At 69.9% G+C, this 24,274-nt stretch carries 21 protein-coding genes and 1 pseudogene; 11 read left to right on the top strand and 11 right to left on the bottom strand.

All coding sequences use genetic code 11. The features are described 5' to 3' along the window. Both ACFO6Q_RS04250 and rimI read left to right on the top strand, forming a co-directional pair. Positions 1-317: pseudogene (locus ACFO6Q_RS04250) on the top strand (hypothetical protein); the annotation flags it as partial. Positions 318-324: 7 nt separating this feature from the next. Next, complete coding sequence (gene rimI / locus ACFO6Q_RS04245) at positions 325-801, top strand: ribosomal protein S18-alanine N-acetyltransferase (RefSeq protein ID WP_380019287.1); 477 nt, start codon at positions 325-327, stop codon at positions 799-801. Positions 802-834: 33 nt separating this feature from the next. Here rimI and ACFO6Q_RS04240 read toward each other — a convergent pair whose 3' ends face one another. Both ACFO6Q_RS04240 and ACFO6Q_RS04235 read right to left on the bottom strand, forming a co-directional pair. Beyond that, positions 835-1,401, bottom strand: a complete 567-nt coding sequence (locus ACFO6Q_RS04240) for a hypothetical protein (RefSeq protein ID WP_380019286.1) — start codon at positions 1,399-1,401, stop codon at positions 835-837. Positions 1,402-1,448: 47 nt separating this feature from the next. Next, complete coding sequence (locus tag ACFO6Q_RS04235) at positions 1,449-4,292, bottom strand: valine--tRNA ligase (RefSeq protein ID WP_380019285.1); 2,844 nt, start codon at positions 4,290-4,292, stop codon at positions 1,449-1,451. Positions 4,293-4,458: 166 nt separating this feature from the next. Between ACFO6Q_RS04235 and ACFO6Q_RS04230 the strand changes: the two genes are divergently transcribed. From ACFO6Q_RS04230 to upp, 3 genes are all read left to right on the top strand, one after another. Then, positions 4,459-4,863: a VOC family protein gene (locus ACFO6Q_RS04230; RefSeq protein ID WP_380019284.1), complete on the top strand. Its 405-nt coding sequence runs from the start codon at positions 4,459-4,461 to the stop codon at positions 4,861-4,863. Between the two features lie 124 nt (positions 4,864-4,987). Then, positions 4,988-5,857: an ankyrin repeat domain-containing protein gene (locus ACFO6Q_RS04225; RefSeq protein ID WP_380019283.1), complete on the top strand. Its 870-nt coding sequence runs from the start codon at positions 4,988-4,990 to the stop codon at positions 5,855-5,857. A gap of 93 nt (positions 5,858-5,950) precedes the next feature. Then, positions 5,951-6,586 carry a uracil phosphoribosyltransferase gene (gene upp / locus ACFO6Q_RS04220; protein WP_380019282.1) on the top strand — a complete coding sequence of 212 codons (636 nt, stop codon included), beginning with the start codon at positions 5,951-5,953 and terminating at the stop codon, positions 6,584-6,586. 3 nt (positions 6,587-6,589) lie between these two features. Here upp and ACFO6Q_RS04215 read toward each other — a convergent pair whose 3' ends face one another. From ACFO6Q_RS04215 to ACFO6Q_RS04205, 3 genes are read right to left on the bottom strand one after another with little or no spacing between them, the layout of a single operon-like run. Then, positions 6,590-7,012 (bottom strand): DNA polymerase III subunit chi, encoded by a 423-nt coding sequence (locus ACFO6Q_RS04215; RefSeq protein ID WP_380019281.1) that lies wholly within the window; start codon positions 7,010-7,012, stop codon positions 6,590-6,592. Positions 7,013-7,019: 7 nt separating this feature from the next. Beyond that, complete coding sequence (locus tag ACFO6Q_RS04210) at positions 7,020-7,469, bottom strand: hypothetical protein (RefSeq protein ID WP_380019280.1); 450 nt, start codon at positions 7,467-7,469, stop codon at positions 7,020-7,022. Then, on the bottom strand, positions 7,466-8,950 hold the full coding sequence (locus ACFO6Q_RS04205) for a leucyl aminopeptidase (RefSeq protein ID WP_380019279.1): 1,485 nt from the start codon (positions 8,948-8,950) through the stop codon (positions 7,466-7,468). The genes ACFO6Q_RS04210 and ACFO6Q_RS04205 overlap by 4 nt, the downstream gene beginning before the upstream one ends. 111 nt (positions 8,951-9,061) lie before the next feature. On the opposite strand from ACFO6Q_RS04205, the gene lptF reads away from it, so the two are divergent. From lptF to ACFO6Q_RS04180, 5 genes are all read left to right on the top strand, one after another. Beyond that, the gene (gene lptF, locus ACFO6Q_RS04200) at positions 9,062-10,243 is read left to right on the top strand and encodes an LPS export ABC transporter permease LptF (RefSeq protein ID WP_380019278.1); all 1,182 of its coding nucleotides are present in this window, start codon (positions 9,062-9,064) and stop codon (positions 10,241-10,243) included. Further along, a complete protein-coding gene (gene lptG / locus ACFO6Q_RS04195) occupies positions 10,243-11,331 on the top strand; it encodes an LPS export ABC transporter permease LptG (RefSeq protein WP_380019277.1) in 1,089 nt (362 codons plus the stop codon). The genes lptF and lptG overlap by 1 nt, the downstream gene beginning before the upstream one ends. A 142-nt stretch (positions 11,332-11,473) precedes the next feature. Continuing rightward, positions 11,474-12,403 carry a hypothetical protein gene (locus tag ACFO6Q_RS04190; RefSeq protein ID WP_380019276.1) on the top strand — a complete coding sequence of 310 codons (930 nt, stop codon included), beginning with the start codon at positions 11,474-11,476 and terminating at the stop codon, positions 12,401-12,403. Between the two features lie 201 nt (positions 12,404-12,604). Then, positions 12,605-14,428, top strand: coding sequence for a hypothetical protein (locus ACFO6Q_RS04185; RefSeq protein ID WP_380019275.1), 1,824 nt, complete (start codon positions 12,605-12,607; stop codon positions 14,426-14,428). A 212-nt stretch (positions 14,429-14,640) separates the two neighbouring features. Beyond that, entirely contained in the window at positions 14,641-15,768 is a 1,128-nt protein-coding gene (locus ACFO6Q_RS04180) for a PilT/PilU family type 4a pilus ATPase (protein ID WP_380019274.1), read from the top strand. Between the two features lie 116 nt (positions 15,769-15,884). On the opposite strand, the gene ACFO6Q_RS04175 is transcribed toward ACFO6Q_RS04180, so the two are convergent. The 4 genes from ACFO6Q_RS04175 to ACFO6Q_RS04160 form a co-directional block, all read right to left on the bottom strand. After that, complete coding sequence (locus ACFO6Q_RS04175) at positions 15,885-17,609, bottom strand: hypothetical protein (protein WP_380019272.1); 1,725 nt, start codon at positions 17,607-17,609, stop codon at positions 15,885-15,887. Between the two features lie 114 nt (positions 17,610-17,723). Further along, positions 17,724-18,650 (bottom strand): aspartate carbamoyltransferase catalytic subunit, encoded by a 927-nt coding sequence (locus ACFO6Q_RS04170; protein WP_380019271.1) that lies wholly within the window; start codon positions 18,648-18,650, stop codon positions 17,724-17,726. Between the two features lie 14 nt (positions 18,651-18,664). Further along, positions 18,665-19,147, bottom strand: coding sequence for a Holliday junction resolvase RuvX (gene ruvX, locus ACFO6Q_RS04165; protein WP_380019270.1), 483 nt, complete (start codon positions 19,145-19,147; stop codon positions 18,665-18,667). Continuing rightward, positions 19,131-19,694, bottom strand: coding sequence for a YqgE/AlgH family protein (locus tag ACFO6Q_RS04160; protein WP_380019269.1), 564 nt, complete (start codon positions 19,692-19,694; stop codon positions 19,131-19,133). The genes ruvX and ACFO6Q_RS04160 overlap by 17 nt, the downstream gene beginning before the upstream one ends. A 315-nt stretch (positions 19,695-20,009) precedes the next feature. On the opposite strand from ACFO6Q_RS04160, the gene ACFO6Q_RS04155 reads away from it, so the two are divergent. Beyond that, a complete protein-coding gene (locus ACFO6Q_RS04155; protein ID WP_380019268.1) occupies positions 20,010-22,283 on the top strand; it encodes an RCC1 domain-containing protein in 2,274 nt (757 codons plus the stop codon). A gap of 88 nt (positions 22,284-22,371) precedes the next feature. On the opposite strand, the gene ACFO6Q_RS04150 is transcribed toward ACFO6Q_RS04155, so the two are convergent. Both ACFO6Q_RS04150 and gshB read right to left on the bottom strand, forming a co-directional pair. Continuing rightward, the gene (locus tag ACFO6Q_RS04150) at positions 22,372-23,247 is read right to left on the bottom strand and encodes an energy transducer TonB (protein WP_380019267.1); all 876 of its coding nucleotides are present in this window, start codon (positions 23,245-23,247) and stop codon (positions 22,372-22,374) included. Further along, positions 23,244-24,188, bottom strand: coding sequence for a glutathione synthase (gene gshB / locus ACFO6Q_RS04145; protein WP_380019266.1), 945 nt, complete (start codon positions 24,186-24,188; stop codon positions 23,244-23,246). The genes ACFO6Q_RS04150 and gshB overlap by 4 nt, the downstream gene beginning before the upstream one ends. Between the last annotated feature and the right edge of the window lie 86 nt (positions 24,189-24,274).

Raw genomic sequence — 24,274 nt, 5'->3', positions numbered from 1 at the left:
GCGGCGTCGTGCTGGTCGCGCCGGCGGCGCCGCCGAAGCCGGCCGGGCTGCTCGCCGACGTCGCGCGCGCGCTGCGCTTCGCGCGCCTGGACTGCACCGCCTGCGAGGCGCCGGACGAGGCCGCGCTGCAGGAGGCGCGCGCCTTCGTGCTGTTCGGCGAGGCGCAGGTGCGCTCGCTCGGCGCGCGCCTGCCGGCGCAGCGCCAGCGCGAAGTCGGCTGGGTGGTCACCGGAGAGGCCGTCGCCCTGGCCGGCGACGCGCAGGCCAAGCGTGCGCTGTGGAGCGAGCTGCGCCGCCTGGTGCGGGCGCTGAGGTGAACCGGCGGTGGTCGCGATCCCGAAACAGTCCGCGGCCGAGTTCCGCCGCATGCGCGCCGAGGACGTCGACCGCGTCGCGGCGATCGAGGCCAGCGCCTACGCGTTTCCGTGGAGCCGCACGATCTTCGCCGACTGCCTGCGTGCCGGCTACGAGTGCATCGTGCTCGTGCGCGACGGCGGGATCGTCGGCTACGGCGTGCTCTCCACCGGCGCCAACGAGGCGCACATCCTCAACGTGTGCGTCGCGCCGGAGGAGCAGGGCAAGGGCCATGGCCGCCGCGTCGTCGGCCGCCTGATCGAGCTGGCGCGCTGGCAGCGCAGCGAGCGCGTGTTCCTCGAGGTGCGGCCGTCGAATCCGAACGCGATCGCGTTGTACGAGTCGATGGGCTTCAACGAATTCGGCCGGCGGCCGAACTACTACCCGGCAAAGAAGGGACGCGAGGACGCGCTGGTCATGGCGATGGAGCTGCTCGGCGCGGAGTGAGCGCGGGCGCGGCGCATCCGCGCCGCCAATGGCTCAGTCCGCGGGCGTCGCGTCGGCCGGCTTCGGCGCCGCCGACGCCGCTTCGGCCGCCGCGCGCTCGCGCCATTTCGCGGTCCATTGCGCGTCCTCGTCGATCGAGACGGGCGTGTCGCGCATGAGGCCGTCGACGAAGCCGGCGAAGTCGGCCGGAAAGCGCGGGCGCACGTGCTGCCACAAGGCGCGGAAGCCCGGCGAGGGGCAGCGCGATTTCAGATGGCCGATCACCGAGGCGTACTGCGCGTCGCTGATCATGCCGTCGCGGTGCTGGTAGTAGCTGTCCTCGAAATGCAGGATCAGCGGATACACGCTCCACAGGTAGCGGTGGCATTCGAGCGAGGTCAGGGTCGGGTCGCCGGCGTGGCCGCGCAGCAGCAGCGCCGCGACGTCCGGCTGCGCCACGTACTGCAGCCATTCGCCAACCTGCTGCGAACGCCCGCGATCCATCTTCGAGCGCTGGTTCAGCGCGCCCTGGCGGATCTGCCGGTTCAGGTACACCAGCGAGATCAGCACCGCGACGCTGCTGATCAGGCTGCCGATGTTGACCAGGGTGGCGAGCGTCACGGCGACCTCCTCCAACGGCGCCGGCGGCCCGGCCGGCGCACGGGACTCTACAATGCGCCGAGCTTGGCGGACTGCTCCTGCAAGGCGGCCAGCGTGTTGGCGAACTCGGCGACGCGCTGCTTTTCCTGCTCGACGACGTTGGGCGGCGTCTTCGGGCCGAAGTTGGCGAGCTTGGCGTTCGACTTCGTCATCTCGCCGTCGAGCCGCTTGATCTCCTTTTCCAGGCGCGCGCGTTCCGCGCCGAGGTCGATCAGGCCGGCGAGCGGGATCAGCAGCTTCATCTCGCCGACGACCGCCGCCGCGGCGGCGGGCTCCGCCTCGCCGGCGTCGAGCCAGCGCTGCGACTCGGTGCGCGCGAGGAACGCCAGTTGCGCGGCGAACCGGTCGGCGCGCTCGCGATCGCCCGCGCTGCCGTTGGCGTACAGCAACGGAATCGCCTTGCCCGGCGCGATGTTCATTTCGCTGCGGATGCGGCGGATCTGCGTCAGCACGGCGCGCAGCCATTCGATGTCGGCGCTGGCTGCGGCGTCGTCGGCCGGCAGGTCCTCGGCGCGGGGATAGCTGCGCTGGGTGATGCTGGCTTGCGTGAGGCCGAGCAGCGGCGCGACGGCTTGGTAGATTTCCTCGGTGATGAACGGCGTGATCGGATGCAGCGCGCGCAGCGCGGCTTCGAGCACGTACAGCAGCGTGTGTCGCGTCGACTCCGCCGCGGCCTTGTCCTCGCCGCCGAGCGCCGGCTTGGCCAGCTCGACGAACCAGTCGCAGTATTCGTTCCAGACGAATTCGTACAGCGCCTGCGCGACGAGGTCGAAGCGATAGAGCTTCATCTGCGCCTCCACCTCGGCGAGCGTGGCGCGCAGGCGCGCGACGATCCATTTCTCCGCCGCGGTCCTCGGCGCGAGGGCGCTTCCTTCCGCCGTGGCCGGGGCCGTCTCGCAGTTCATCAGCACGAAGCGCGCCGCGTTCCACAGCTTGTTGCAGAACGCCTTGTAGCCCTCGGCGCGCTTGAGATCGAAGTTGATCGTGCGGCCGTAGGTGGCGAGTGCGGCGAAGGTGAAGCGCAGCGCGTCGGTGCCGACTGCGGCGATGCCGTCGGGGTAGTCCTTGCGCACGCGCTTTTCGACCTTCTCGCGCACCTGCGGGATCAGCAGCGAGGCGGTCGACTTCTTGACCAGTGCTTCGAGGTCGATGCCGTCGATCAGGTCGAGCGGGTCGAGGGTGTTGCCCTTGGACTTGGACATCTTCTGGCCTTCGGCATCGCGCACGATGGCGTTGATGTAGACCTCGCGGAACGGCACCCGGCCGGTGAAATACTGCGTCGCCATCACCATGCGCGCGACCCAGAAGAAGATGATGTCGAAGCCGGTGACCAGCACCGCGCTCGGCAGGAAGGCCTGGTCCTGCGGCCAGTCGGCGACGACGTCGCCGCGCTCGTCGCGCACCGGCGCCTCGGACGGCCAGCCCAGCGTCGAGAACGGCCACAGCGCGGAGGAGAACCAGGTGTCGAGCACGTCCTCGTCCTGCTTCAGCGCGCCGACCGGCGCGACGTCCGCGTGCGCCAGCGCGTCGGCCTCGTCCTCGCCGACGAAGATGTTGCCGGCCTCGTCGTACCAGGCCGGGATCTGGTGGCCCCACCACAACTGGCGGCTGACGCACCAGTCCTGGATGTTCTCCAGCCACTGGTTGTAGGTCGTCGCCCAGTTTTCCGGCACGAACTTGATCGCACCGCCCTGCACGGCGGCGAGCGCGGGCTCGGTGATCGCCTTGCGGCCGCCCGGGCCGGGCTTGCCGTCGACGCGCGTGTCGCTGGTGAGGTCGAGGAACCACTGGTCGGTCAGCATCGGCTCGATCACCGCGTCGGTGCGCTGGCTGACCGGCACCTGCAGCTTGTGCTTCCTGGTCTCGACCAGCAGGCCTTCGGCTTCGAGGTCGGCGAGCACCGCCTTGCGCGCGGCGAAGCGGTCGAGGCCGCGGTACTTCGCCGGCGCTTCGTCATTGATCTTCGCGTCGAGCGTGAGGATCGTGATCGGCGCGAGCTTGTGCCGCGCGCCGATCTGCCAGTCGTTGAAGTCGTGTGCCGGCGTGATCTTGACCGCGCCGGTGCCGAACTCGCGCTCGACGTAGTCATCGGCGATCACCGGGATCTCGCGACCGCTCAGCGGCAGCTTCAGCGTCTTGCCGATCAGCGCCTGGTAGCGCTCGTCCTCCGGATGCACCGCCACGGCGACGTCGCCGAGCATCGTCTCCGGGCGCGTGGTGGCGACGACCAGCCCCTCGCCGCCGTCGGCGGCGGGGTAGCGGATCGACCACAGCGAGCCTTCCTTCTCCTGGTTGTCCACTTCCAGGTCGGACACGGCCGTCATCAGCACCGGGTCCCAGTTCACCAGGCGGCGGCCGCGGTAGAGCAGGCCGTCGCGATACCACTGCACGAACACGCGCTTGACCGCCGCCGACAGGCCGGGGTCCATCGTGAAGCGCTCGCGCGACCAGTCGACCGAGGCGCCGAGGCGGCGCATCTGGCGCGTGATGGTCGAGCCCGATTCCTGCTTCCAGTCCCACACGCGCTCGACGAACGCGGCGCGGCCGAAATCGTGGCGCGACTTGCCTTCCGCGGCGAGCTGGTTCTCGACGATCTTCTGCGTGGCGATGCCGGCGTGGTCGGTGCCGCCCTGCCACAGCGTGCGGAAGCCGCGCATGCGGTGGTAGCGCGTGAGCGCGTCCATGATCGTCTGCTGGAACGCATGGCCCATGTGCAGGGTGCCGGTGACGTTCGGCGGCGGCAGCAGGATGCAGTACGGCGCACCGTCGCCGCTCGGGCGGAAGTCGCCGGCGGCTTCCCAGGCGGCGTACCACTTGGATTCGATCTGGCTGGGCTCGAAACTCTTTTCCATCGGCGTAGAGGCGGCGTCCCGCGCGAGCGGGCCGCGAAGTTGAGGCGGGACGGCGATTGTACGGGCGGGCGCCGCGCAGCCCAAGGTTGCGCGCGGGGGCGCTGCGTTCGTCCTACAATCGTCTCCGGTCCCGTCGGTCCATCCCGCCATGCGGGAGGAGGCTGCGATGTATCCGCGCGTGGAAGGCATGGTTGCGCTGCTGCAGGTGTTCGACATGCCGGCGTCGCTGGTGTTCTACCGCGACCTGCTCGGCTTCGAGCACGTGCAGGACTCCGGCGGCGGCGACCGTTGCGGCTGGGTCTGGCTGCGCCGCGGACCGGTCGACCTGATGCTCAACACCGCCTATGAGGCCGGCGACCGGCCGCCCGCGCCGGACGCGGCGCGCGTCGCGGCGCACCGCGACACCGGCCTGTTCTTCGCCTGCCCCGACGTCGATGCGGCCCATGCCGCGTTCCGCGCGAAGGGCCTCGCGGTCGAGCCGCCGACGATCACCGGCTACGGCATGAAGCAGCTGTATCTGTCCGACCCCGACGGCTACGTGCTGTGCTTCCAGTGGCCGTCGCCGGCCTGACGGGCCGGGATGGTCGTGTTCGCGAACGAACGCGGGGGAGGGCCGCCGTGAGCGGAAGGATCGTGCCGATGCTCCACGTATCCGATGGGCGGGCGGCTGCGGCCAGGTACCCGCCGACGGCGAGATGACGTCCACGACGGCCCTCACGCTGCGCGATGCGCGCTTCCGCGCCGCGCTGGCGGCGTTCGACGCCGGCGACGAAGCCGCCTTGAGGCGCGTGCTGGCCGAACACCCCGGGCTCGGCGCGGAGCGGCTGGAGGAGCCGGGCGCGTGGCTGCGCGAGCAGGTCGGCGAGGCGCTCGACGGCTACTTCCGGCGGCCGTTCCTGCTCTGGTTCGCCGCCGGCAATCCGGTGCGCGGCGGGCGGCTGCCGCCGAATGCGGCCAGCCTGGCGGCGATCCTGATCGAGGCGGCGCGCCGCGACGACGCCGAAGGCCTGCGCGATCAGCTCGAGCACACCCTGGAGCTCGTCGCGAGCGGCCGCGTCGCGCGCGAGAGCGGCGTGCAGATCGCCTTGCTCGACGTCCTGATCGACGCCGGCGCACGTCCCGGCGACGGCCTCGCCGCGCTCGGCGCCGGTCACCTCCAGGCCGCCGCGCACCTGCTCGAGCGCGGCGGCACGCTCGGCCTCGCCGGTGCGCTGTGCCTGGGCCGTTTCGACGAGGCGCCGCGGCTCGCCGCCGGAGCGAGCGCGGGCGAGCGGCAGGACGCCCTGATCGCCGCGGCCGTCAACGCGCGTCCGGATGCGCAGGCGTGGCTGCTCGCCTTCGGCGTGGACGTCGACGCCCGCGGCAGCGGCATTCATCCGCACGCGACCGCCCTGCACCAGGCGGTGGCTGCCGGCTGCCTGCCGGCGGTGCAGCGGCTGGTCGAGGCGGGCGCCCGCCTCGACGTGCGCGACACGGTCCATCGCGGCACGCCGCTGGATTGGGCCAGATACGCCGGGCAGGCGCAGATCGCGAGCTATCTCGAAGCCGCCGGCGAGCGGCGGTAACGTTCGAACCATGCGCTCGTCTCTTCGCGCCGCCGCGTGGCGGCGCCGGGCGAAGACGCGCTATCGTTCCGGGCCGCGAAACGAGGATTCCGCATGCCCGCCGCCGTCCACGTCGTCGATCATCCGCTGGTGCAGCACAAGCTGACGCTGCTGCGCCGCAAGACCACCAGTACCGCCGACTTCCGCCGCCTGCTCGGCGAGCTGTCGGCGCTGATGGCCTACGAGGTGACGCGCGACCTGCCGCTGCGCGAGGTGACGATCGAGACGCCGGTCGCCACGACCACGGGCCATCTCGTCGACGGCAAGAAGACCGTCTTCGTGGTGATCCTGCGCGCCGGCATCGGCATCCTCGACGGCATGCTCGGCGTGGTGCCCGGCGCGCGCGTCGGCCACGTCGGCCTGTACCGCGATCCGCAGACCCTGCGCGCGGTCGAGTACTACTTCAAGATGCCGCGCGGGATGCGCGAGCGCGACGCGATCGTGGTCGACCCGATGCTCGCGACCGGCCATTCCGCGGTCGCCGCGCTGAACCGGCTGAAGGAGACGCAACCGCGCTCGATCCGCTACGTGTGCCTGGTCAGCTGCCCCGAGGGCATCGCCCACCTGCACGAGCACCATCCCGAAGTGCCGATCTACACGGCCTCGATCGACGAGGGCCTCAACGACCACGGCTACATCGTGCCGGGGCTGGGTGACGCCGGCGACCGTTTCTTCGGCACCAAGTCCTAGCGGTCACATGTCGTGCTTGGCGACCTCGAAGCCGGCCTGGCGGTAGGTCTTCCAGCGCTCGCGTGAGCCGGCGCGCTGCGCCTCGTCGGCGGGCACCACTTCGAGCACGCGCTCGAACAGGCCCGGCGCGCAGTCGTCGCGCAGGTTGATGACCAGCGGCCGGTCGGCGGTGCTCACCCCGGGCGGCACGATCAGCACGGCGGTGATCGCGTCGTCGTCGTCGCCGGCGAGCTGGTGCGGGATGAAGGCGTGCTCGTCGAACTCCCACAGCTTCTCGTCGAGCGCCTCGGCCTGGTCCTGCGAGCGGGCCAGGATCAGCGCCGGCTGCTCGCTCGCGTAGGCGCGCTTGGCCAGCTCGCACACCAGCAGCAGCGGGTCGTCGCGGAACCGCGGCTTGTCGATCAGGTAGAAGTCCGCGCGGGGCATCGCCGCCTCAGAGCCGCGTGCCGGGTTCGATCGTGCCGGGATGCAGCGCCAGCGCGAGGAACATGCCGATCATCATCGCGATCACGCTGCCGAACACCACGCCGAGGAAGCTCAGGATCGCTTGGCCGCGCTGGCCGGGCGGGCGCGTCTTGTACAGGTAGTACGGCACGAACACCGACGTGACCAGCACGATGCCGACGTTGAGCCACCACGGGCGCCGGATGTCGAGCTGGCGCGAATCCAGGTGCAGCCAGGCGAAGCAGGCGATCAGGGTCGCCAGCTGGTACACGATGTTGATCGGGCTGCCGCGCAGTTCCTCGATCGTCGCCTGCGCGCTGGCCGGGTCGGTCAGGCCCGGGAACAGCCCGACCAGCAGCGCGCCGAAGACGAGATTGATGCCGAAAACGGCGGCAATCGCCTGGGCCTTCCTGCGCTGGGTGGGGTCGGTCGCGTTCACGCGCTGCGGTCGATCAGGTATTGCGTGAGCAGCGGCACCGGGCGGCCGGTGGCCAGTCCCTTGCGGCCTTCTTCCCAGGCCGTGCCGGCGATGTCCAGGTGCGCCCAGCGGCGGCCGTTGACGAAGCGCGACAGGAAGCAGCCGGCGGTGATCGCGCCGGCGTACTTGCCGCCGATGTTGGCGACGTCGGCGAAGCCGGAGTCGAGCTGGTTCTGGTAGTCGTCCCACAGCGGCAGGCGCCAGGCGCGGTCGTGCGTGAGGTTGCCGGCGGCGAGCAGCTGTTCGGCGAGTTCGTCGTCCTTGCTCATCAGGCCGGAGGCGTGCTTGCCGAGCGCGACCACGCAGGCGCCGGTCAGGGTCGCCGCGTCGATGATCACCTGCGGATCGAAGCTCTGCGCGTAGGTCAGCGCGTCGCACAGGATCAGGCGGCCCTCGGCGTCGGTGTTGAGCACCTCGATGGTCAGGCCCGACATGCTGGTGAGGATGTCGCTCGGGCGGTAGGCGTTGCCGTCGGGCATGTTCTCCACCGCCGGCACGATGCACACGAGGTTGATCGGCAGCTTCAGCTCGACCGCGGCGAGGAAGGTGCCGAGCACGCCGGCCGCGCCGCACATGTCGAACTTCATCTCCTCCATGCCGGCGCCGGGCTTGATCGAGATGCCGCCGGTGTCGAAGGTGATGCCCTTGCCGACCAGCGCGTACGGCCTGGCGTCGCCGCCGCCCTTCCACTGCAGCACGATCAGCTTGGGCGCATTGGCCGAGCCCTGCGCGACGCCGAGCAGCGAGCCCATGCCGAGCTTGGCCATGTCCTCGCGCTCGAGCACGCTCAGCGCCACGCCGGCGTGCGCGTCGGCGAGCTTCTTCGCCTCGGTGGCGAGGTAGGCCGGATTGCAGATGTTCGGCGGCAGGTTGCCCAGCTCGCGCGCGAAGCGCACGCCGGCGGCGATGGCGGCGGCCTCGCCCAGCGCGCGGTCGCTGCGGTCGGCGCCCGCCGCGAAGGCGATCGCTTCGATCTGCGGCGCCTTCGGCGTTTCCTTCGGCTTGAACGTCGCGGTATAGCGGTACGCCTGCGAATCGGCGGCCAGCGCGGCGGTGCGCAGCTTCCAGGCGAGGTCGCGCCCGGGCACGTCGATTTCGGTGAGGAAGGACGCGGCGGCCTCGATCGGCAGGTTCTTCAGCGCGCGCCCGGCGTCGTGCGAAGCACGCAGGAACGCGGTGGCGTCGAACTTCTTCTGCTCGCCCAGTCCGACCACCAGCACGCGCGGCGCGGCCACGCCGGCCAGGCCGAACAGCAGGGTCGTGCTGCCGGGCCGGCCGGTGGCGTCGCCGCTGTCGATCAGGCGCTTGATCGCACCGCCCGAGCGTTCGTCGATGCGCGCGGCGGCGCTGCTCAGCACGCGGTCTTCGTAGAGCCCGACCACCAGGCACGGCGTGGCGGCGGTTTCGGGGGCGTCGGAGGTGGTGCTGAACGTCAGAGTCATCTGGGATTCCGTGTGCATCTGCATGATGGGCGCGCCGCGCGGGGTACACTTGCCGGCTGGCCGGGGCGAGGCGATCCGCCCGGCCCGATCCGCCAGGAGCAGACCCGCTGCATGACCGACACGCACGCGAAGCCGTCCATTCTAAGGCAAAGCCTCGCCGCCCTGCGCGGATCGAGGTGGCTGCGCCTGCGCATCGTCGACCGCTACCTGCTGGGCGAGGTCGCCACCAGCGTGCTGGCGGCGAGCGTGATCCTGCTGCTGGTGATGGTCGGCGGCGCGGTCGCCGACCTGCTGGCGAAGATCGCGCGCGGCCGCATCCCGGCCGACCTGCTGTTCACCCTGATCGGCCTGCGCAGCGTCGGCGCGCTGACGATCCTGCTGCCGCTGGCGATCCTGCTCGGCGTGCTGCTGGCCTACGGGCGCCTGTGGCGCGACAGCGAGATGGCCGTGCTGCAGTCGTCCGGGCTGGACGCGCGCGGCCTGCTGCGGCCGCTGGCGCTGTTCGCGCTGCCGGCGATGGTCGTGCTCGGCGTGCTCTCGTTCTGGCTCGCGCCGGCGGCAGACCGGTTGTCGCAGCGCCTGATGCAGGAGGCCAGCCGCTCGCTGATCGTGGCCGGGCTGGAGCCGGGGCGCTTCGTCGACCTGCCCGGCCGCGACGGCGTCATCTACGTCGGCGAGATGTCCGCCGACGGCACGCAGTTCAAGCGCATGTTCATCGAGAACGAGCGCCCGGACAAGCAGAGCGGCAAGACGCGCATCGACGTGATCACCGCCACCCACGGCTACCTCTACCACGACGCCGACGGGATCGGCCGCTACATCGCCCTGCAGGACGGCTTCCGCGTCGAAGGCAAGCTCGGCGAGGACGACTTCCGCCTGGTGCGCTTCGCGCGCAACGACATCAAGCTGCCCGACGGCGAGGGTGACGCCAACGAGATCAGTGCCAAGCGCTCCGCGCCGACCGGCGCGCTGCTGCGTGCGAGCGACGATCCGGTCATGCGCGCCGAGCTGCACTGGCGCCTCGCCGCGCCGCTGTCGGTGCTGGTGCTGACCCTGCTCGCGCTGCCGCTGTCCAAGTCCAGCCCGCGCGAACCGCGCTATGCGCGCCTGCTGCTGGCGCTGCTCGCCTGGCTGGTCTACTACAACGGCCTGCTGCTGGGCCGTTCGTGGATCAGCGCCGGCAAGCTGGCGCCGGGCTTCGGCCTGTGGTGGGTGTATCTGCCGGCGCTCGCGCTGGCGGCCTGGCTGATCTGGAGCAGCCAGCGCCTGCGCGCACCGAGGAGGGCGGCGTGATGGTGATGTTCAAGCGCGTCGACCGTCTCGTCGCGATGGCCGTACTGACCGCGGTCGGCCTGACCTGGTGCACGCTGGTGGCGCTGGATGCGTTCCGCATCTTCGTCGCCGAGCTGAACGACGTCGGCCAGGGCCAGTACACGCTGGCGAAGGCGGCCACTTACGTGCTGCTGACGATCCCGCGGCGCTTCTACGAGATGTTCGGCTACGCCGCCCTGATCGGCGGCCTGCTCGGCCTCGGCGGCCTGGCCAACAGCGGCGAGCTGACCGCGCTGCGCGCGGCCGGATTGTCCAAGCTGCGCATCTGTGCCTCGGTCGCGCTCGGGCTCGGCCTGCTCACCCTCGGCACGGCCGTGCTCGGCGAGACGCTGGGGCCGTGGGGCGAGCGCAAGGCGCAGGCCTTGTCGCTGGCGGCCAAGTCCAAGGACGTGGCGCTGGCCAAGGGCGGTTCCCTGTGGGCGCGCGACGGCGAGACCGTGATCAGCGCGCGCCGCGGCCGCACGCAGGCCGGCTCGGCCGAGGTCGACCTGGACGGCGTGCGGGTGTTCGAATTCGACAAGGAAGGCCGCCTGCTGTCGCTGTCGGTGGCCGGCACCGCCGTGCACGTGCGCAACGACTGGACCCTGCGCGACGTGCGCCGCACAGACTTCGGCCCGGACAGCGCCAGCAGCACGCAGCAGACGGAAGCGGGCTGGAAATCCGGGCTCGATCCGCGCCTGCTCGCGCTGAGCATCATCCAGCCGCAGTACATGACCCTGGGCGATCTGGGCCGCAACATCTACTACCTCGACCGCAACAACCAGGACGCCTCCAGTTACCGCGGCGCGTACTGGACGCGCCTGTTCTACCCGATCAACGTGCTCGTGCTGGCGTTCTGCGCGGTGCCGTTCGCGTTCGGCACGCTGCGCAGCGGCGGCCTGTCCAAGCGCCTGTTCGTCGGCATCGTGCTCGCGCTCGGCTTCTACTTCCTGCAGCGCGCGATCGTCAGCTTCGGCGCGGTCTACAACCTGCATCCGGCGTTCGCCAACGCGATCCCGCCGCTGATCCTCGTGCTCGCCGCGCGGTTCTATTTCCGCCGCAACGCCTGAGCTTGCCGTTGCAGGCACGAAGCTTGCTTTCTCCCTCCCGGCGCGCGTCCGGGCGAGCGGCGACGCGTCGTTTCGCCGTTCGTCCATCGACGGGGACGTGAACGTTCCCGGGCCGCTCGGTCCATCAAACGGGGGGTTCACCATGTTCAAGTTCCTGCGCGTCCTCGCGCTGGCGTGCTTTTCCGCCGGTGCGGCGGCGCAGACGATTCCGCCGGTCGACGGCTTCTATCTGGATCCGGGTCAGGGAGGCCGCGGCTATGCGGTGGAGACTCAGGACGACCAGATGTTCGTCGCTCTTTTCAACTACGACGAGGATTCGAGGCCGACGTTCTACACCATTCAAGGCACCTGGAACCCGGCGACGCGACGGGTGAACAACGCCTCCCTCTACCAGGTCTCGTCCGGACCGTGGATCGGCGGCGCGTACATGCAACCCGGGCCGGCCATCAACAAGGGACCGGTGACGCTCGAGTTTCCGACTCCCACCACGGGACGGCTCGTCTACAACGGCCGCACCTCGACGCTGCAGCGCTTTCTTTTCGGCTACGGCGCGAGTGCCAGCTCGCTGATGCAGGGAGCGTGGCACACCACGTTCGGCAGCGTGGTGGCCTTCGGCGATTTTATCGAGGTGACCGGCCCCTGCACGCTGTCGAGCTGTTCGACGATTCCGGAGGCGTTCGTCGGCAGGCGCCTGGGCTCGAGCTCGAATGTGCTCGTCGGAGGAAAGCTGCCGGACGGCCGCGTGATGATCCTGCTCGACAGTTCGCCCTCGTACTACGCGCTGTACGTCTTCGAACTGCGCGTCAATCAATGGGTCGGTTTCGAGAACACCTTCCTCAAGACCGAAACCGACACCCCGACCAGCGGGGTGACGATGGTCGCCGCACGCCTGCTGCCGCCGTCCCTGCTGAAAACGGAAGGCGCGCAGTCCACCGCCGACATGGAAGCGTTGAACGCGCTCAGCCATGAAGCATCGGTGCGGGCCGTGACGGCCTCGGCGAGCGGGAAGTCCTCTGTGGAAGCGAGCGCGATGCTGCCTCGGCTGAGGAGCGCTCTGGGCGAACTTCGCTGACGGAACCGCGTTTCGACGGGCGTGCCGCCGAGCCGCCCGCCGCTGCGCCGCACGGATGCGCGCGCCGGCGGCCGGCCGCTATAGTCCGCGGTCGCAGAATCGGAGCCTTGCACGAGTGCGCGACCCCGGCCGCCCGTTCGGAAACGCAGGACCCCACGCGAGGCCGGTCACCCGCCCGCGCGATGGCGGGTTTGCGTGCGCATGACGCCGCGCCTGCGCATCTGGCTGGCGTCGCGGACGGCACGCAACCTCGCGCTCGCCGCGCTCGCGCTGCTGCTGTTGCTGCGCATCCCGTATGCGGGCGTGCACATGGGCCTGGCGCGCGACTTCTTCGCCGCGTACCGGATCGTCCACGGCGACGAATTCCCGCCGTACGGTCCGGTGCTGAACGAGACGATCCATCTCGGCCCGGTGTGGTTCTACCTGCTCGCGCTGCTGCTGGCGGTGGGGCGCACGTGGCTGTCCACGCTGCTGCTGCTCGGCGCCGTCGCCGCGCTGCAGGTGCCGCTCGCCTATCTGCTGGGCAAGGCCCTGCACGGGCGCCGCGCGGGTCTGCTGTTCGCGGTCGGCCTGCTGGTTCCGAGCTGGTCCACTTTCGAGTGGCTGCTGCCGTCGCATCCGCTGCTGTCGCCGGCGCTGGATCTGGCCTTCCTGCTGTGCGCGGTGCGCTACTGCCGGCGGCCGCGCACACGCTATCTGGTCGGCATGGCACTGTTCGGCGTGCTGGCGATCCACGCGCATCCGGCCAATGCCGGCCTGCTCTGGGTGGCGCCCGCGGTGGCGGCATGGGCGTGGCGTCGCGGTGTGCTGCGCGCGCGCGACGTGTTGCTGGCCGCGGCGGCGGCGCTGCTGCCGCTGCTGCCGTTCCTGTGGTGGGATTTCACGCACGGATTCGCCGAGTGGAAGCGCGCCGGCGCCTACCTCGGCAACGGCCGCACGACCGGCAGCGTGTTCGACCTGGCCCGCCTGTTCGCCGGCGTTGCCTGGGGCGGTGCGCGCGAATGGTTCGAGCCGACGCTGGGCTGGCCGGCGCCGTGGGCGGGCCTCGCGACGCTGACGGTCGCGGCCGGCGGCGCCGCCGGTGCACTCGGACTCGTCGCCGGCCTGCGCGACGCGCGCACGCGTCGCGTCGTCCTCTGCGGACTGGCGACCCTGCTCGCCGTGCTGCTGACGACCGTGCTGGTGCGCGTGGACACGCCGTACTACATGGCCGCGTCGACCTGGATCGTGCTGGCCGGCCTGGTCGCGATCGGGCTGGCCTCGCTCGGCGAGACGCGCGCGGCGCACGCGGTTCGCGTTTGCGCGGCGGCCGTCGCGCTGGCCGCCTGCGCGGTCACGATCGCCGGCACGGCGAGGTTCCAGGCGCAGGGAACCTGGGCCTTCGAGTGGGTGCCCTGGTTCGACATCAAGCGTCCGCGCGATGGTCAGCTGCAGATCCTGCCGCTGATGCCGGCCTACGCCCAGCGCGCCAGCGGAAAGTTCCTCTGCGCGCAGCCGGCGCCTGCCGTGCACGGCGTCTACGCGGCGCAGCTGACCAGCGATCATGCGATCGCGATGCGTCTGTTCTGCGATCGCGGCGACGTGCACATCGGCGGCAACGCGCCCGATCGCGAACACTGGCTGGGACTGTCGCGCGCAATGCTGGCGCACGTCGGCGTGCGCCCGGCGCGCCGGATCGGGCCGCTCGGGCTGGTGCCGGCCAGGCCGGTCGGCGACACGCCGCCCCTGCTGCCGCCGGACGTGCCGGTGTATCCGGCGCAGGTGCCGCCGCCGGCGTCGGCGCACAGCCGCGTACCGGCGTTCCGGCTCGCCGCTTCCGAGCATCTGGCGGTCACGCACATGGCCTACGCCCTGGCGGAAAAGCCGGCGATCGTCGTGCGCATGGACGGCCGTCCCGTCGCGCCCGCGTTCGAGGACGGATTCGTCTCTGTCTACGCCTGCGACTGCGCGCGCGGTGCGAGCGCGGAGGTCGACATCGAGATGCGCGGCGGCAATTCGCGCGGCGTCGACCTCGCCGTGTTCTGAGCCGGCCGGCGCGGGGGAAAACCCGTTCGCGCCGGCGTCCTGCGGCCTTTTTCCGGCCCGCAAAACCATGCAGGCGTCGCAGTGGGCCGGCGTCGGCGAGGTGTAAGATGCCCGGGCGGAGCGAGGCCGTCCCGCGCGGTGCGCGGCGCGAACGGCTCCGGTCGCCGACGGGCGCGGCCGCGCCGTCCGGCATCCATAGGGGAACTGCAAAGATGAGCAGCGTCGATTTCACCTCGTACCTGAAGCTGATGTCGCACAAGAAGGCGTCGGACCTGTTCATCACGGCCGGCGTCGCGCCGTCGATGAAGGTCAACGGACGCATCGCGCCGATCACGCAGAACGCGCTGACGCCGCAGCAGTCGCGCGACATGGTGCTGAACGTGATGACGCCCTCGCAGCGCGAGGAGTTCGAGAAGACGCACGAGTGCCAGTTCGCGATCTCGGTGACCGGCGTCGGCCGCTTCCGCGTCTCGTGCTTCTACCAGCGCAACTGCGTCGGCATGGTGCTGCGCCGGATCGAGACGCGCATCCCGACGATCGAGGAGCTGAGCCTGCCGGCGGTGATCAAGTCGCTGGCGATGACCAAGCGCGGCATCATCATCTTCGTCGGCGCGACCGGCACCGGCAAGTCGACCTCGCTCGCGGCGATGATCGGCTACCGCAACCAGAACTCCACCGGCCACATCATCACGATCGAGGATCCGATCGAGTACGTGCACCAGCACGCCGGCTGCATCGTCACCCAGCGCGAGCTGGGCATCGACACCGACAGCTGGGACAACGCGCTGAAGAACACGCTGCGCCAGGCGCCGGACGTCATCATGATCGGCGAGGTGCGCACGCGCGAGACGATGGAGCACGCGATCAACTTCTCCGAAACCGGCCACCTGTGCCTGTGCACGCTGCACGCCAACAACGCCAACCAGGCGATGGACCGCATCATCCATTTCTTCGCCGAGGACCGCCGCCAGCAGCTGTTCATGGACCTTTCGCTGAACCTCAAGGGCGTGGTCGCGCAGCAGCTGATCCCGACCCCGGACGGCAAGGCGCGACGCGTGGCGATGGAGGTCATGCTCGGCACGCCGCTGATCGCCGACTACATCCGCCAGGGCGAGATCCACAAGCTCAAGGACGTGATGAAGGAGTCGACCAACCTCGGCATGCGCACGTTCGACCAGAGCCTGTTCGAGCTGTACCAGGCCGGCGAGATCAGCTACGAGGACGCCCTGCGCCACGCCGACTCGGCCAACGAGGTGCGCCTGAAGATCAAGCTCGCCCAGGGCGGCGATGCGCACACGCTGAGCCAGGGCCTGGACGGCGTCGAGCTGGTCGAGACCTGAAGACGGCGGCGTCCGTCCGGGCGCCGCTCGCAACGAACTTCGCAACGAACGAAGAGCCGACCCCGCCTCGCATGCGCGAGGCGGGGTCGTTCCGTGAAAGGCAGGCCGGCGCGAAGCTACTGCCTGGCGTATTCCACGTCCTGCGTGATGTCGATGCCTTCGGCGCCGAAGCTCATGTCGCCGCCGATGCGCCTGAACCACTGCGCGTACATCGCGTAGAGCTTGCGCTGCATGTCGAGGGTGGGGCGGTCCTTGGCCGGCAGGCTGTCGCCGAACTGGTCGAAGGCCTGGCCGAGCAGCTTGTACACCTCGCCGCTGAGGCTCGATTCGATCGCCACCCCGGGCGTTCCCGCGGCGGCGGTCACGGCCGTCTCGAGCCGCGCGGCCTGGTCCTTGCCGACCGAAAGGCCCAGCGTCTTCGCACCCATCGCAGCGTGGATCTCGTGGCCTTCGGCGTAGCCGCCGGGAATCGCATCCGCCGGAATCGCCACCGCCTTGCCGTCCGGCGACAGCGCGATCTTCTGCAGCGCCGGCACCGACATCTGTGCGAGGCTGGTCAGGAAGGCCGGGTTGTTGCTGCCGACCAGCACGCGGCCGGCGACGTCGAACGCCGTGCTGCCGTCCGGGGCGGGCAGCACGACGCGGTCGACCGTGAGGCGCACGCCGAGCAGGTCGGCCAGCGGCGGCGGGATCGTCGCCTCGATCTTGGTCTTCATTTCCGCGAGCTGCTCGTTCAGCGGCTCGAGCATCCCGCAGCGGAACGGCGCCGCGGCGACCGCATCCGCCTGGGCGACGAGGAAGTCGCGGCCGCGCAGCACCGGCAGCGCGAAGGCGAAGTCGAACAGCGCGTCGTTCGACTTCGCGCCCGGCAGGGCCACCGGCAGCGACGCCAGCGATTTCGCCAGCGCCGGATCGAGATCCAGGCGCATGTGCATGGTCATGCGTTCGGTGTCGAACTTCGTGTAGCCCAGCGCCAGGCGCGGCGCCTTCGCGGCGAGCGCGTCGAGTTCGCCGCGGCAGGCGGCGTCGAGTTCGGGCTTCGGTTCGCCGGCGGCCTTGGCGAACGCGGCCACCGCCGGATCGTCGTTGAGCAGCGCCAGCACGCGGCGCGTGTCGACCCAGCCGCTGGCGTAGGGCAGGTAGCCGCGCGCCTTGTTGAAATCGGCCAGCGCGTTCGTGTCGGCCAGGCTCTTGTCGGGGCGGTCGAGGCCGAGCACGCGGCGCTTGAGCGCCTCGTCGGCGCCGGCCGGCACGACCGTGACCACCAGGTGCTTGGCCTGGATCGCCATCAGGCCGAGCACCGGCTCGCCGCCGATCGTCCAGACGTCCTGTTCGCCGATGCGCGCGGTGCCGAGCTTCTCGCCGGCGTTCTGCTCGATGCGCGCGATCATCGCGCGCAGCGCGTCGGCGTCGAGGATCTCGGCGCGCAGCACGGGCAGCAGGCCGACGCCGTAGATGGCCGAGCGCACCTGCGTGCCGAGGCCGACTTCGCGCCACTTCTCGGGCGTGTCGCGGGTGCGGATCTCGTCCATCACCGCCTTCACCACGCGGCGCGTCTTGGCGCGCAGCGCGAGCTGCTCGGGCGTGGCTTCCTCGTCCGCATTCTGCTCGCTCTCGGCCAGCATCTGGTCGAACATCGGGAAGATCACCGACCAGATGCCCTGCGCCTGAGCGCTGAGGTACTTCGCGGTGGCGTCCGGCACCGGCTCGAGCGCGGCGATCACGTACGGCGTATCCGCCGGTACGAAAGCGATCGGTGCGTCGTGCTCGGCTTTCTTGCCGCAGGCGGCAGCCAATGCGGCGATGAGGGTGATGAATCCAATCCTGACGTGTCTGCGCATACGGCGTCTTCCGGTGGTTGAACCGACTTCTGGCGGCCGTCGGTATGGCCGTCGTTGGAAACGGATCACGGAACCGCGCACGGATGCGTCATTCCGGACGGACGGATGCGAAGCTTAGCGGCGCAGCAGCGCTTCCAGTACGGCCATGCGGGCGAACACGCCGTTGGCGACCTGCTCCAGCACCGCGGACTGTGCGCCGTCGGCGACTTCGGAGGCGATTTCGACGCCGCGGTTCATCGGTCCCGGATGCATGACGACCGCGTCGGGCCGCGCCCGCGTGAGGCGTTTCGCGTCCAGCCCGTAGCGGGCGAAATAGGTATCCTCGTCGAAGGCGAGGCGCTCCATGCGCTCCTTCTGCAGGCGCAGCATGACGATCACGTCGGCGCCCTCGACCGCGGCGTCGAAGTCCTCGAACACGCGGCAGTGCTGAAACTCGTCGGCGGCCGGCAGCAGCGCGGCCGGGCCGCACAGGCGGATCTCGCCGGCGCCGAGCGCGGCCAGGCCGTGCACGTCCGAGCGTGCCACGCGCGAGTGGCGGACGTCGCCGCAGATCGTCACGGTCAGCCCGTCGACACGGCCCTTGCGGTCGCGGATGGTCAGCAGGTCGAGCAGCCCCTGCGTCGGATGCGCGTGGTTGCCGTCGCCGGCGTTGAGCACGGCGGCGCGGCGCGCGTGCGCGGCCAGGCGCGCCGGCGTGCCGTTCTCCTTGTGGCGCACGACGAAGGCGTCGGCGTCCATCGCCTCCAGCGTCGCCAGCGTGTCCTCGAGCGTCTCGCCCTTGCTGGTGGAGGAACTGGCGATGTCGAAGTTCACCACCAGCGCGCCGAGCCGGCGCGCGGCGAGTTCGAAGCTGGTGCGCGTGCGCGTCGACGGCTCGAAGAACAGGTTCACCACCGTGCGCCCGGCCAGCAGCGGCGGCAGCGCGCCGGCGCGGAACTGCGCGCGCAGCCCGGCGGCGCGATCGAGCAGGGTGAGGATGCGCTCGCGGCCGAGGTCCTGCAGGGTCAGCAGATGTCGCGGGGGCTCGTGGGGCTTGGACATGCGGAAGGTCGTGCTCAGGAGGTGGCGGAATTGGGTTGCGGGCCGGTGGAGAACCAGTGCTCGAGGATGATCTGCGCGGCGAGCGCGTCGATGTCGGCGGCGTGCTTGCGCCGTGCGGCTCCGCTCGCACGCTGCTCGGCGAAGCGGCGTGCGGCTTCGCGCGAGGTGTGGCGTTCGTCGACGAGGTCGACCGGCCGCGCGTAGCGGCGTTCGAGCGCGCGCGCGAACTCGCGCGCGCGGCGCGTCATCGGCTGTTCGCCGCCGTCCAGCGCGAGCGGCAGGCCGACGACGAGGCGCTCCGGCCGCCATTCGCCGACCAGCGCGTCCAGGCGGGGCCAGTCGTCGCTGGCGATCGCGGCGAGCGCGCGCGCGCCGGAGGTCAGCCGGTTGCCGAGCGCGACGCCGATCAGGCGCGTGCCGACGTCGAAAGCGAGAACGTTGCCGGTCGGAAGGCCTGCGCTCGAACCCGTGTCCGGGTTCTCAGGCGTGGCCGGCATAGCTGGCCATCTGGAACAGGTTCACGCCGACCAGGTGCGCGGCCGCTTCCCAGCGCTGGTCCAGCGGCGTCTCGAACAGCACCTGCTCGGAAGCCGGCGCGGTCAGCCAGTGGTTCTCGACCAGTTCCTGCTCGAGCTGGCCCGGGCTCCAGCCGGAATAGCCGAGCGCGACCACCGCGTGGCGCGGCCCGTTGCCGGCCGCGATCGCGACCAGGATGTCGCGCGAGGTCGTCACGCTGACGCGCTCGGAAATGCGGAACGAGGATTCCCACTCGCCGTTCGGCGTGTGCAGCACGAAGCCGCGCTCGGGCTGCACCGGGCCACCGATCAGCACCGGCGCGTCGACCACGTCCGGGATCTCCGAATGCATGTTCATCTGCGCCAGCACGTCGCCCAGGCGGTACTCGGACAGGCGGTTGATCATCAGGCCCATCGCGCCGTCCTCGCCGTGCTGGCACAGGAAGGTCACGCCGCGCGCGAAGTTCGGATCGCGCAGGCTCGGCATCGCGATCAGCAGCTGGTTCGTCAGCGGGGTGGGGTCGGGCATGGGGCGGATTGTACCCGGGAGCGGAGCGGGCGTCCGGCGCGCGACTGCGTCGGATGGCGACTGGTTACGTGTCGCTCATGTTGGTCGCCGACCGCAGCGGGTCTCGACGACGGAACCCATGTGGGCAGTTCGAGTTGACCAGGGCCGGATACGTACGTTCGCAGCCGTAAGAGCCGGCAAGAGGGCAGAACCCTGCGGATTTGGATCGAATCGGCCGCGATATACTGCCGCGAGCGCTTCGAGGCGCGATGTCACCGGCGGTCTCTCCGATACGGCGAGAGGCGAATATTCATGCAGGGATGGGGGAGATAAGGAATGCACCACGTCACAGCGAGCGCCATCGGGCTTGCCGGCGGAATCGTGCGAGTCTGCTTGGCTGCGATCATCGGCCTTTTCGCAGTAGCGCTTTCATCGCGCGATGTCGAGGCGGATACGCTCAGCGCAGGCTTCGGTCATACGTGCGCAGTCACGCGCCTGGGTGGCGTGAAATGCTGGGGAGACAACAGTTATTTCGGTCTCGGTGACGGCACACGCGATCCCACTTCGTCGCCCGTCGACGTGATCGGTCTGCAGGACAGGGTGACGGACGTATCCGCCGGATCGTTCTACACCTGCGCGTTGATGGCGGGTGGCGCCGTGAAATGTTGGGGTTACGGCCTCAACGGCCAGCTCGGCATCGGCATCGAAACGGTTTCGGACGGTCCGGTTCTCGTTTCTGGACTGCCGGCCAAGGTGCGCGCGATCACGGCGGGGCCGAGACATGCCTGCGCGCTCACCAGCGCGGGCGACGTCCTGTGCTGGGGCAACAATGAATTCGGCCAGCTCGGAGACGGCACTGAAACGAACTCCGCAGTCCCTGTCCACGTCGCAGGTCTCGGGCCCGGAGTGTTGGCGATTGCTGCCGGCGACTATTACTCGTGCGCCCTGACGGCTGCGCGAGGAGTGAAATGCTGGGGGCAGAACGGCGCCGGCCAGCTCGGCGACGGCACGTTTGCGAACAGCTCGACACCGGTGAACGTACTCGGCCTGGACTCCGGAATTGCGGCCGTCTCTCCTGCCGTCGGGCATACCTGCGCGTTGACCGTCGCAGGGCGAGTCAAGTGCTGGGGCACAAATGGAGTCGGTGAACTCGGAAACGGAATCCCGTCGAGCAGCCTCCCCGCGCCGGTGGATGCAACAACGCTGAAGGAGGCCGCCGTAGCCATCGTCACGGCCTCTTGGCACACCTGTGCACTCACGGATCGTGGCGCCGTGAAATGTTGGGGCTCCAACTTCGATGGGCAGCTCGGTGATGGAACCACGAACGACAGTTCAAGTGCGGTCGACGTCGGGGGCCTGGGATCGGGCGTCGTTGCGTTGGCGGCCGGTCACTCGCACACGTGTGCGAGGTTGAGAACGGGCGAGGTGCGCTGTTGGGGAAGCGGCGACATGGACCAGCTCGGAAATGGCGTTCCCACGGTACGCGAAGTCCCGACCGATGTCGTCGGTCTGGGTGCGGGCGCAATCGAGGTGGCGACGGCGGAACACTATGCCTGCGCGCTCTCGGAAGATGGAAAGGCGAGTTGTTGGGGGCAGAATTTCTCCGGCGAGCTCGGTGATGGAACGACGAGTCCTCGTTCGGTCGCGTCGGCAGTGGCCGGGATTGGTTCCCCTCTGATCGCAATTGCCACGGGCACTGCGCATTCGTGTGCGATCACGCAAGGAAACGCCGTTTGGTGTTGGGGTTTCGGCGTGTACGGACAGCTCGGCGACGGCTACAAGGAAAATCGCGCTGAACCCATCGCGACGATGAGATTGGGTGGAAACGCCGCCGAGCTCGCTCTGGGCAGCGTCCACAGTTGTGCCCTGACGTTGGACGGCGAAGTGCGTTGTTGGGGCAGCAACGAGGTTGGACAGCTGGGCGTGGGCCTCAATATCGCGGGGCGTCCGGTTCCTCTCACGGTGATCGAGCTGGGGCTCGGGGTCAAGGCGATTGCCGCGGGGGCATACCATTCCTGCGCAGTCACTGCGGCGGGTGGGGTGAAATGCTGGGGGCAGAACGCCACCGGCGAACTCGGCGACGGCACGACGACCAACAGGAACACGCCGGTCGACGTGCAAGGGCTGGACACGGATGTCGTCGCCATCAGCGCCCACGAGCAACGAACCTGTGCTCTCACTCGATCCGACGCGGTGAAATGTTGGGGAGACCGCCAGCAAACGGCCGTGGACGTTGCCGGTCTCGACGGGAAAATCGCCTTGATCGCCACAGGCGCGGCGCATGGTTGCGCGTTGATGGCCGCAGGAAGCTTGAAGTGCTGGGGCTCCAACTACTACGGCCAGATCGGAGACGGAACGCGGGACGATCGACCTTATGCCGTCGATGTGATCGGGGCGTCTCGCGACGTGAGCTGGGTTGCGGCTTCAAGCAGGAACACGTGCGCCATCGTGGCTGGAGTCGCGAAGTGTTGGGGAAGCAATGCGTTCGGTCAGATCGGGAATGGAGAGGTCGGCTACGCTCTGGCCCCGGAAAAGGTCGTCGGCTCTCCGTTCAACTCGGCACTGCCTCGGCTCAGGTGGGATCCAGTGCGGCTCCGGTCGCATCGCTGATTCGAGCCGCGTGCCATCTGCGGAAGGCGCATCACCGCAAGTGATGCGCGCGTAGCTCTCGTTCGATGGGCTCGTGAACGCCGAGCCATCACCGATTGCGCAGAATATCCCCCGGCAGGAACTGCCACGTCCGCGAGATGTACAGCTCGTCGACCTTCTCCTTGCTCTCCGGCAGCGGCGGGTACGGCTCGGCCAGGCGCGTGATGCGCACGGCGGCGTCGTCGAGCACCTTGTGGCCGCTGGACTGGATCACGTCGATGCTCTTGATCTTGCCGGCGCGGTCCAGGCCGACGGTCAGCACGAGCTGGCCGTGCAGCTGCTTGCGGCGCGCCTCGTCGGGGTAGTTCAGGTTGCCGACGCGCTCGATGCGCGCGACCCAGGCGCGCATGTAGGCGGCGAATTCGTATTCCTGCGTGTTGGCCGAGATGTACTTGCGCTTGGGGCGCTTGGCGTACTGCTCGGCTTCCTTCTGGATCTCCTGCGCGAGCTTGGCCATCTCGAGCCGGCGCTGCTCGGTTTCCAGTTCGGTCGTGCTCGAGGTTTCCGGGGCTTCCGGCGCCTGGCGCTCGGTCTCCACGCTGAAGTCGGACTTGCGCTGCGTCAGGCGCTCGACCGGAGTCGGCGGCGTCGGCCGCGGCGCGCCGTCCTCGAGCGGGATCGGCGCCACGCCGGTCTGCAGTTTCGGCACCGGGCCGGACAGCGGCTGCGCGGGGCGATGCGCCTTGTCGGAATCGCCGCCGCCGCTGTTGCTGGCCTGCGCGATGAAATCGGCCTTCTCCGGCTTCTCGCTGTTGGCCGACTGCACCAGGATCACGTCGAGCGAGGGCAGGCGCGGCGCCGGCTTCTCGAACTCGAAGGTGATGCCGAGCGCGAGCACGGCGTGCGCGACGACCGAAAAGAGCAGGGTGACGCCGAGGCGGTCCGCGCCGCCGGGCGCGACGTCGGCCGGAACGGAATCGCTCATCGCGTCGCTTCGAGGCGGTCGAACAGCTGGCCTGCGATGTTCAGGCCGAAGGCGGCGTCGAGTTCGCGCACGCAGGTCGGCGAGGTCACGTTGACCTCGGTCAGCCAGTCGCCGATCACGTCCAGCCCGACGAAGCGCAGGCCGCGGCGGACCAGCTCGGGGCCGACCTGGGCGGCGATCCAGCGGTCGCGCTCGGTCAGCGGCACGCCTTCGCCGCGCCCGCCGGCGGCGAGGTTGCCGCGGAACTCGTCGCCCTGCGGGATGCGCGCCAGCGCGTAGGGCACCGGTTCGCCGTCGATCAGCAGCACGCGCTTGTCGCCGGAGCGGATCTCGGGGATGAACTTCTGCGCGATGGCGAAATCGCGGCCGTTGGCGGTCAGCGTCTCGAGGATCACGTTGAGGTTCGGGTCGCCGTGGTGCGAACGGAAGATGCTGCGGCCGCCCATGCCGTCGAGCGGCTTGAGCACCACTTCGCCGTGGCGGGCGACGAAGTTCTTGATGTCCGCCGCGCGCCGCGCGACCGTGGTCGGCGCGCAGCACTGCGGGAAATGCAGCGCGAACAGCTTCTCGTTGCAGTCGCGCAGGCTCTGCGGCCGGTTGATGACGACGGCGCCGTCGCGCTCGGCCAGCTCGAGCACCATCGTGTCGTAGATGAACTGGGAGTCCACCGGCGGGTCCTTGCGCGCCAGCACGTAGTCGATGCCGGCGAAATCGCGCCAGCTCGCCTCGCCGAGGCTGAACCAGTCGCGCGGGTCGTCGCGCACGGTCAGCTCGGTCATGTGCGCCCAGGCCTTGCCGTCGAGCAGGGCGAGATCGCCCTGGGTCATGTAGAGCAGGCGGTAGCCGCGGCGCTGGGCTTCCAGCAGCAGGGCGAGGGTGGTGTCCTTCTTCGGCTGGATCCGCGCAATCGGATCCATCAGAACGGCGAGGGTGCGGGTCATCGGGCGTGGTCCGGAAAGCGGCAAGGATAGGGGGCAAGCGCATGCCCGTGCTGCGAACCCTGCCGCGCCGGCGGGAGCCGGGCGGG

It is taken from the genome of Dokdonella ginsengisoli, assembly GCF_042652785.1.
GTDB lineage: Bacteria > Pseudomonadota > Gammaproteobacteria > Xanthomonadales > Rhodanobacteraceae > Dokdonella_A > Dokdonella_A ginsengisoli.
This window is presented reverse-complemented; position numbering and strand designations above follow the sequence as displayed.

Excerpts from the sequence above, each read along its gene's own strand:
- ACFO6Q_RS04235 (WP_380019285.1), bottom strand. The coding sequence starts at position 4,292 with ATGGAAAAGAGTTTCGAGCCCAGCCAGATCGAATCCAAGTGGTACGCC.
- ACFO6Q_RS04230 (WP_380019284.1), top strand. The coding sequence starts at position 4,459 with ATGTATCCGCGCGTGGAAGGCATGGTTGCGCTGCTGCAGGTGTTCGAC.
- ACFO6Q_RS04225 (WP_380019283.1), top strand. The coding sequence starts at position 4,988 with ATGACGTCCACGACGGCCCTCACGCTGCGCGATGCGCGCTTCCGCGCC.
- upp (WP_380019282.1), top strand. The coding sequence starts at position 5,951 with ATGCCCGCCGCCGTCCACGTCGTCGATCATCCGCTGGTGCAGCACAAG.
- ACFO6Q_RS04215 (WP_380019281.1), bottom strand. The coding sequence starts at position 7,012 with ATGCCCCGCGCGGACTTCTACCTGATCGACAAGCCGCGGTTCCGCGAC.
- ACFO6Q_RS04205 (WP_380019279.1), bottom strand. The coding sequence starts at position 8,950 with ATGACTCTGACGTTCAGCACCACCTCCGACGCCCCCGAAACCGCCGCC.
- lptF (WP_380019278.1), top strand. The coding sequence starts at position 9,062 with ATGACCGACACGCACGCGAAGCCGTCCATTCTAAGGCAAAGCCTCGCC.
- lptG (WP_380019277.1), top strand. The coding sequence starts at position 10,243 with ATGGTGATGTTCAAGCGCGTCGACCGTCTCGTCGCGATGGCCGTACTG.
- ACFO6Q_RS04190 (WP_380019276.1), top strand. The coding sequence starts at position 11,474 with ATGTTCAAGTTCCTGCGCGTCCTCGCGCTGGCGTGCTTTTCCGCCGGT.
- ACFO6Q_RS04185 (WP_380019275.1), top strand. The coding sequence starts at position 12,605 with ATGACGCCGCGCCTGCGCATCTGGCTGGCGTCGCGGACGGCACGCAAC.
- ACFO6Q_RS04180 (WP_380019274.1), top strand. The coding sequence starts at position 14,641 with ATGAGCAGCGTCGATTTCACCTCGTACCTGAAGCTGATGTCGCACAAG.
- ACFO6Q_RS04175 (WP_380019272.1), bottom strand. The coding sequence starts at position 17,609 with ATGCGCAGACACGTCAGGATTGGATTCATCACCCTCATCGCCGCATTG.
- ACFO6Q_RS04170 (WP_380019271.1), bottom strand. The coding sequence starts at position 18,650 with ATGTCCAAGCCCCACGAGCCCCCGCGACATCTGCTGACCCTGCAGGAC.
- ruvX (WP_380019270.1), bottom strand. The coding sequence starts at position 19,147 with ATGCCGGCCACGCCTGAGAACCCGGACACGGGTTCGAGCGCAGGCCTT.
- ACFO6Q_RS04160 (WP_380019269.1), bottom strand. The coding sequence starts at position 19,694 with ATGCCCGACCCCACCCCGCTGACGAACCAGCTGCTGATCGCGATGCCG.
- ACFO6Q_RS04155 (WP_380019268.1), top strand. The coding sequence starts at position 20,010 with ATGCACCACGTCACAGCGAGCGCCATCGGGCTTGCCGGCGGAATCGTG.
- ACFO6Q_RS04150 (WP_380019267.1), bottom strand. The coding sequence starts at position 23,247 with ATGAGCGATTCCGTTCCGGCCGACGTCGCGCCCGGCGGCGCGGACCGC.
- gshB (WP_380019266.1), bottom strand. The coding sequence starts at position 24,188 with ATGACCCGCACCCTCGCCGTTCTGATGGATCCGATTGCGCGGATCCAG.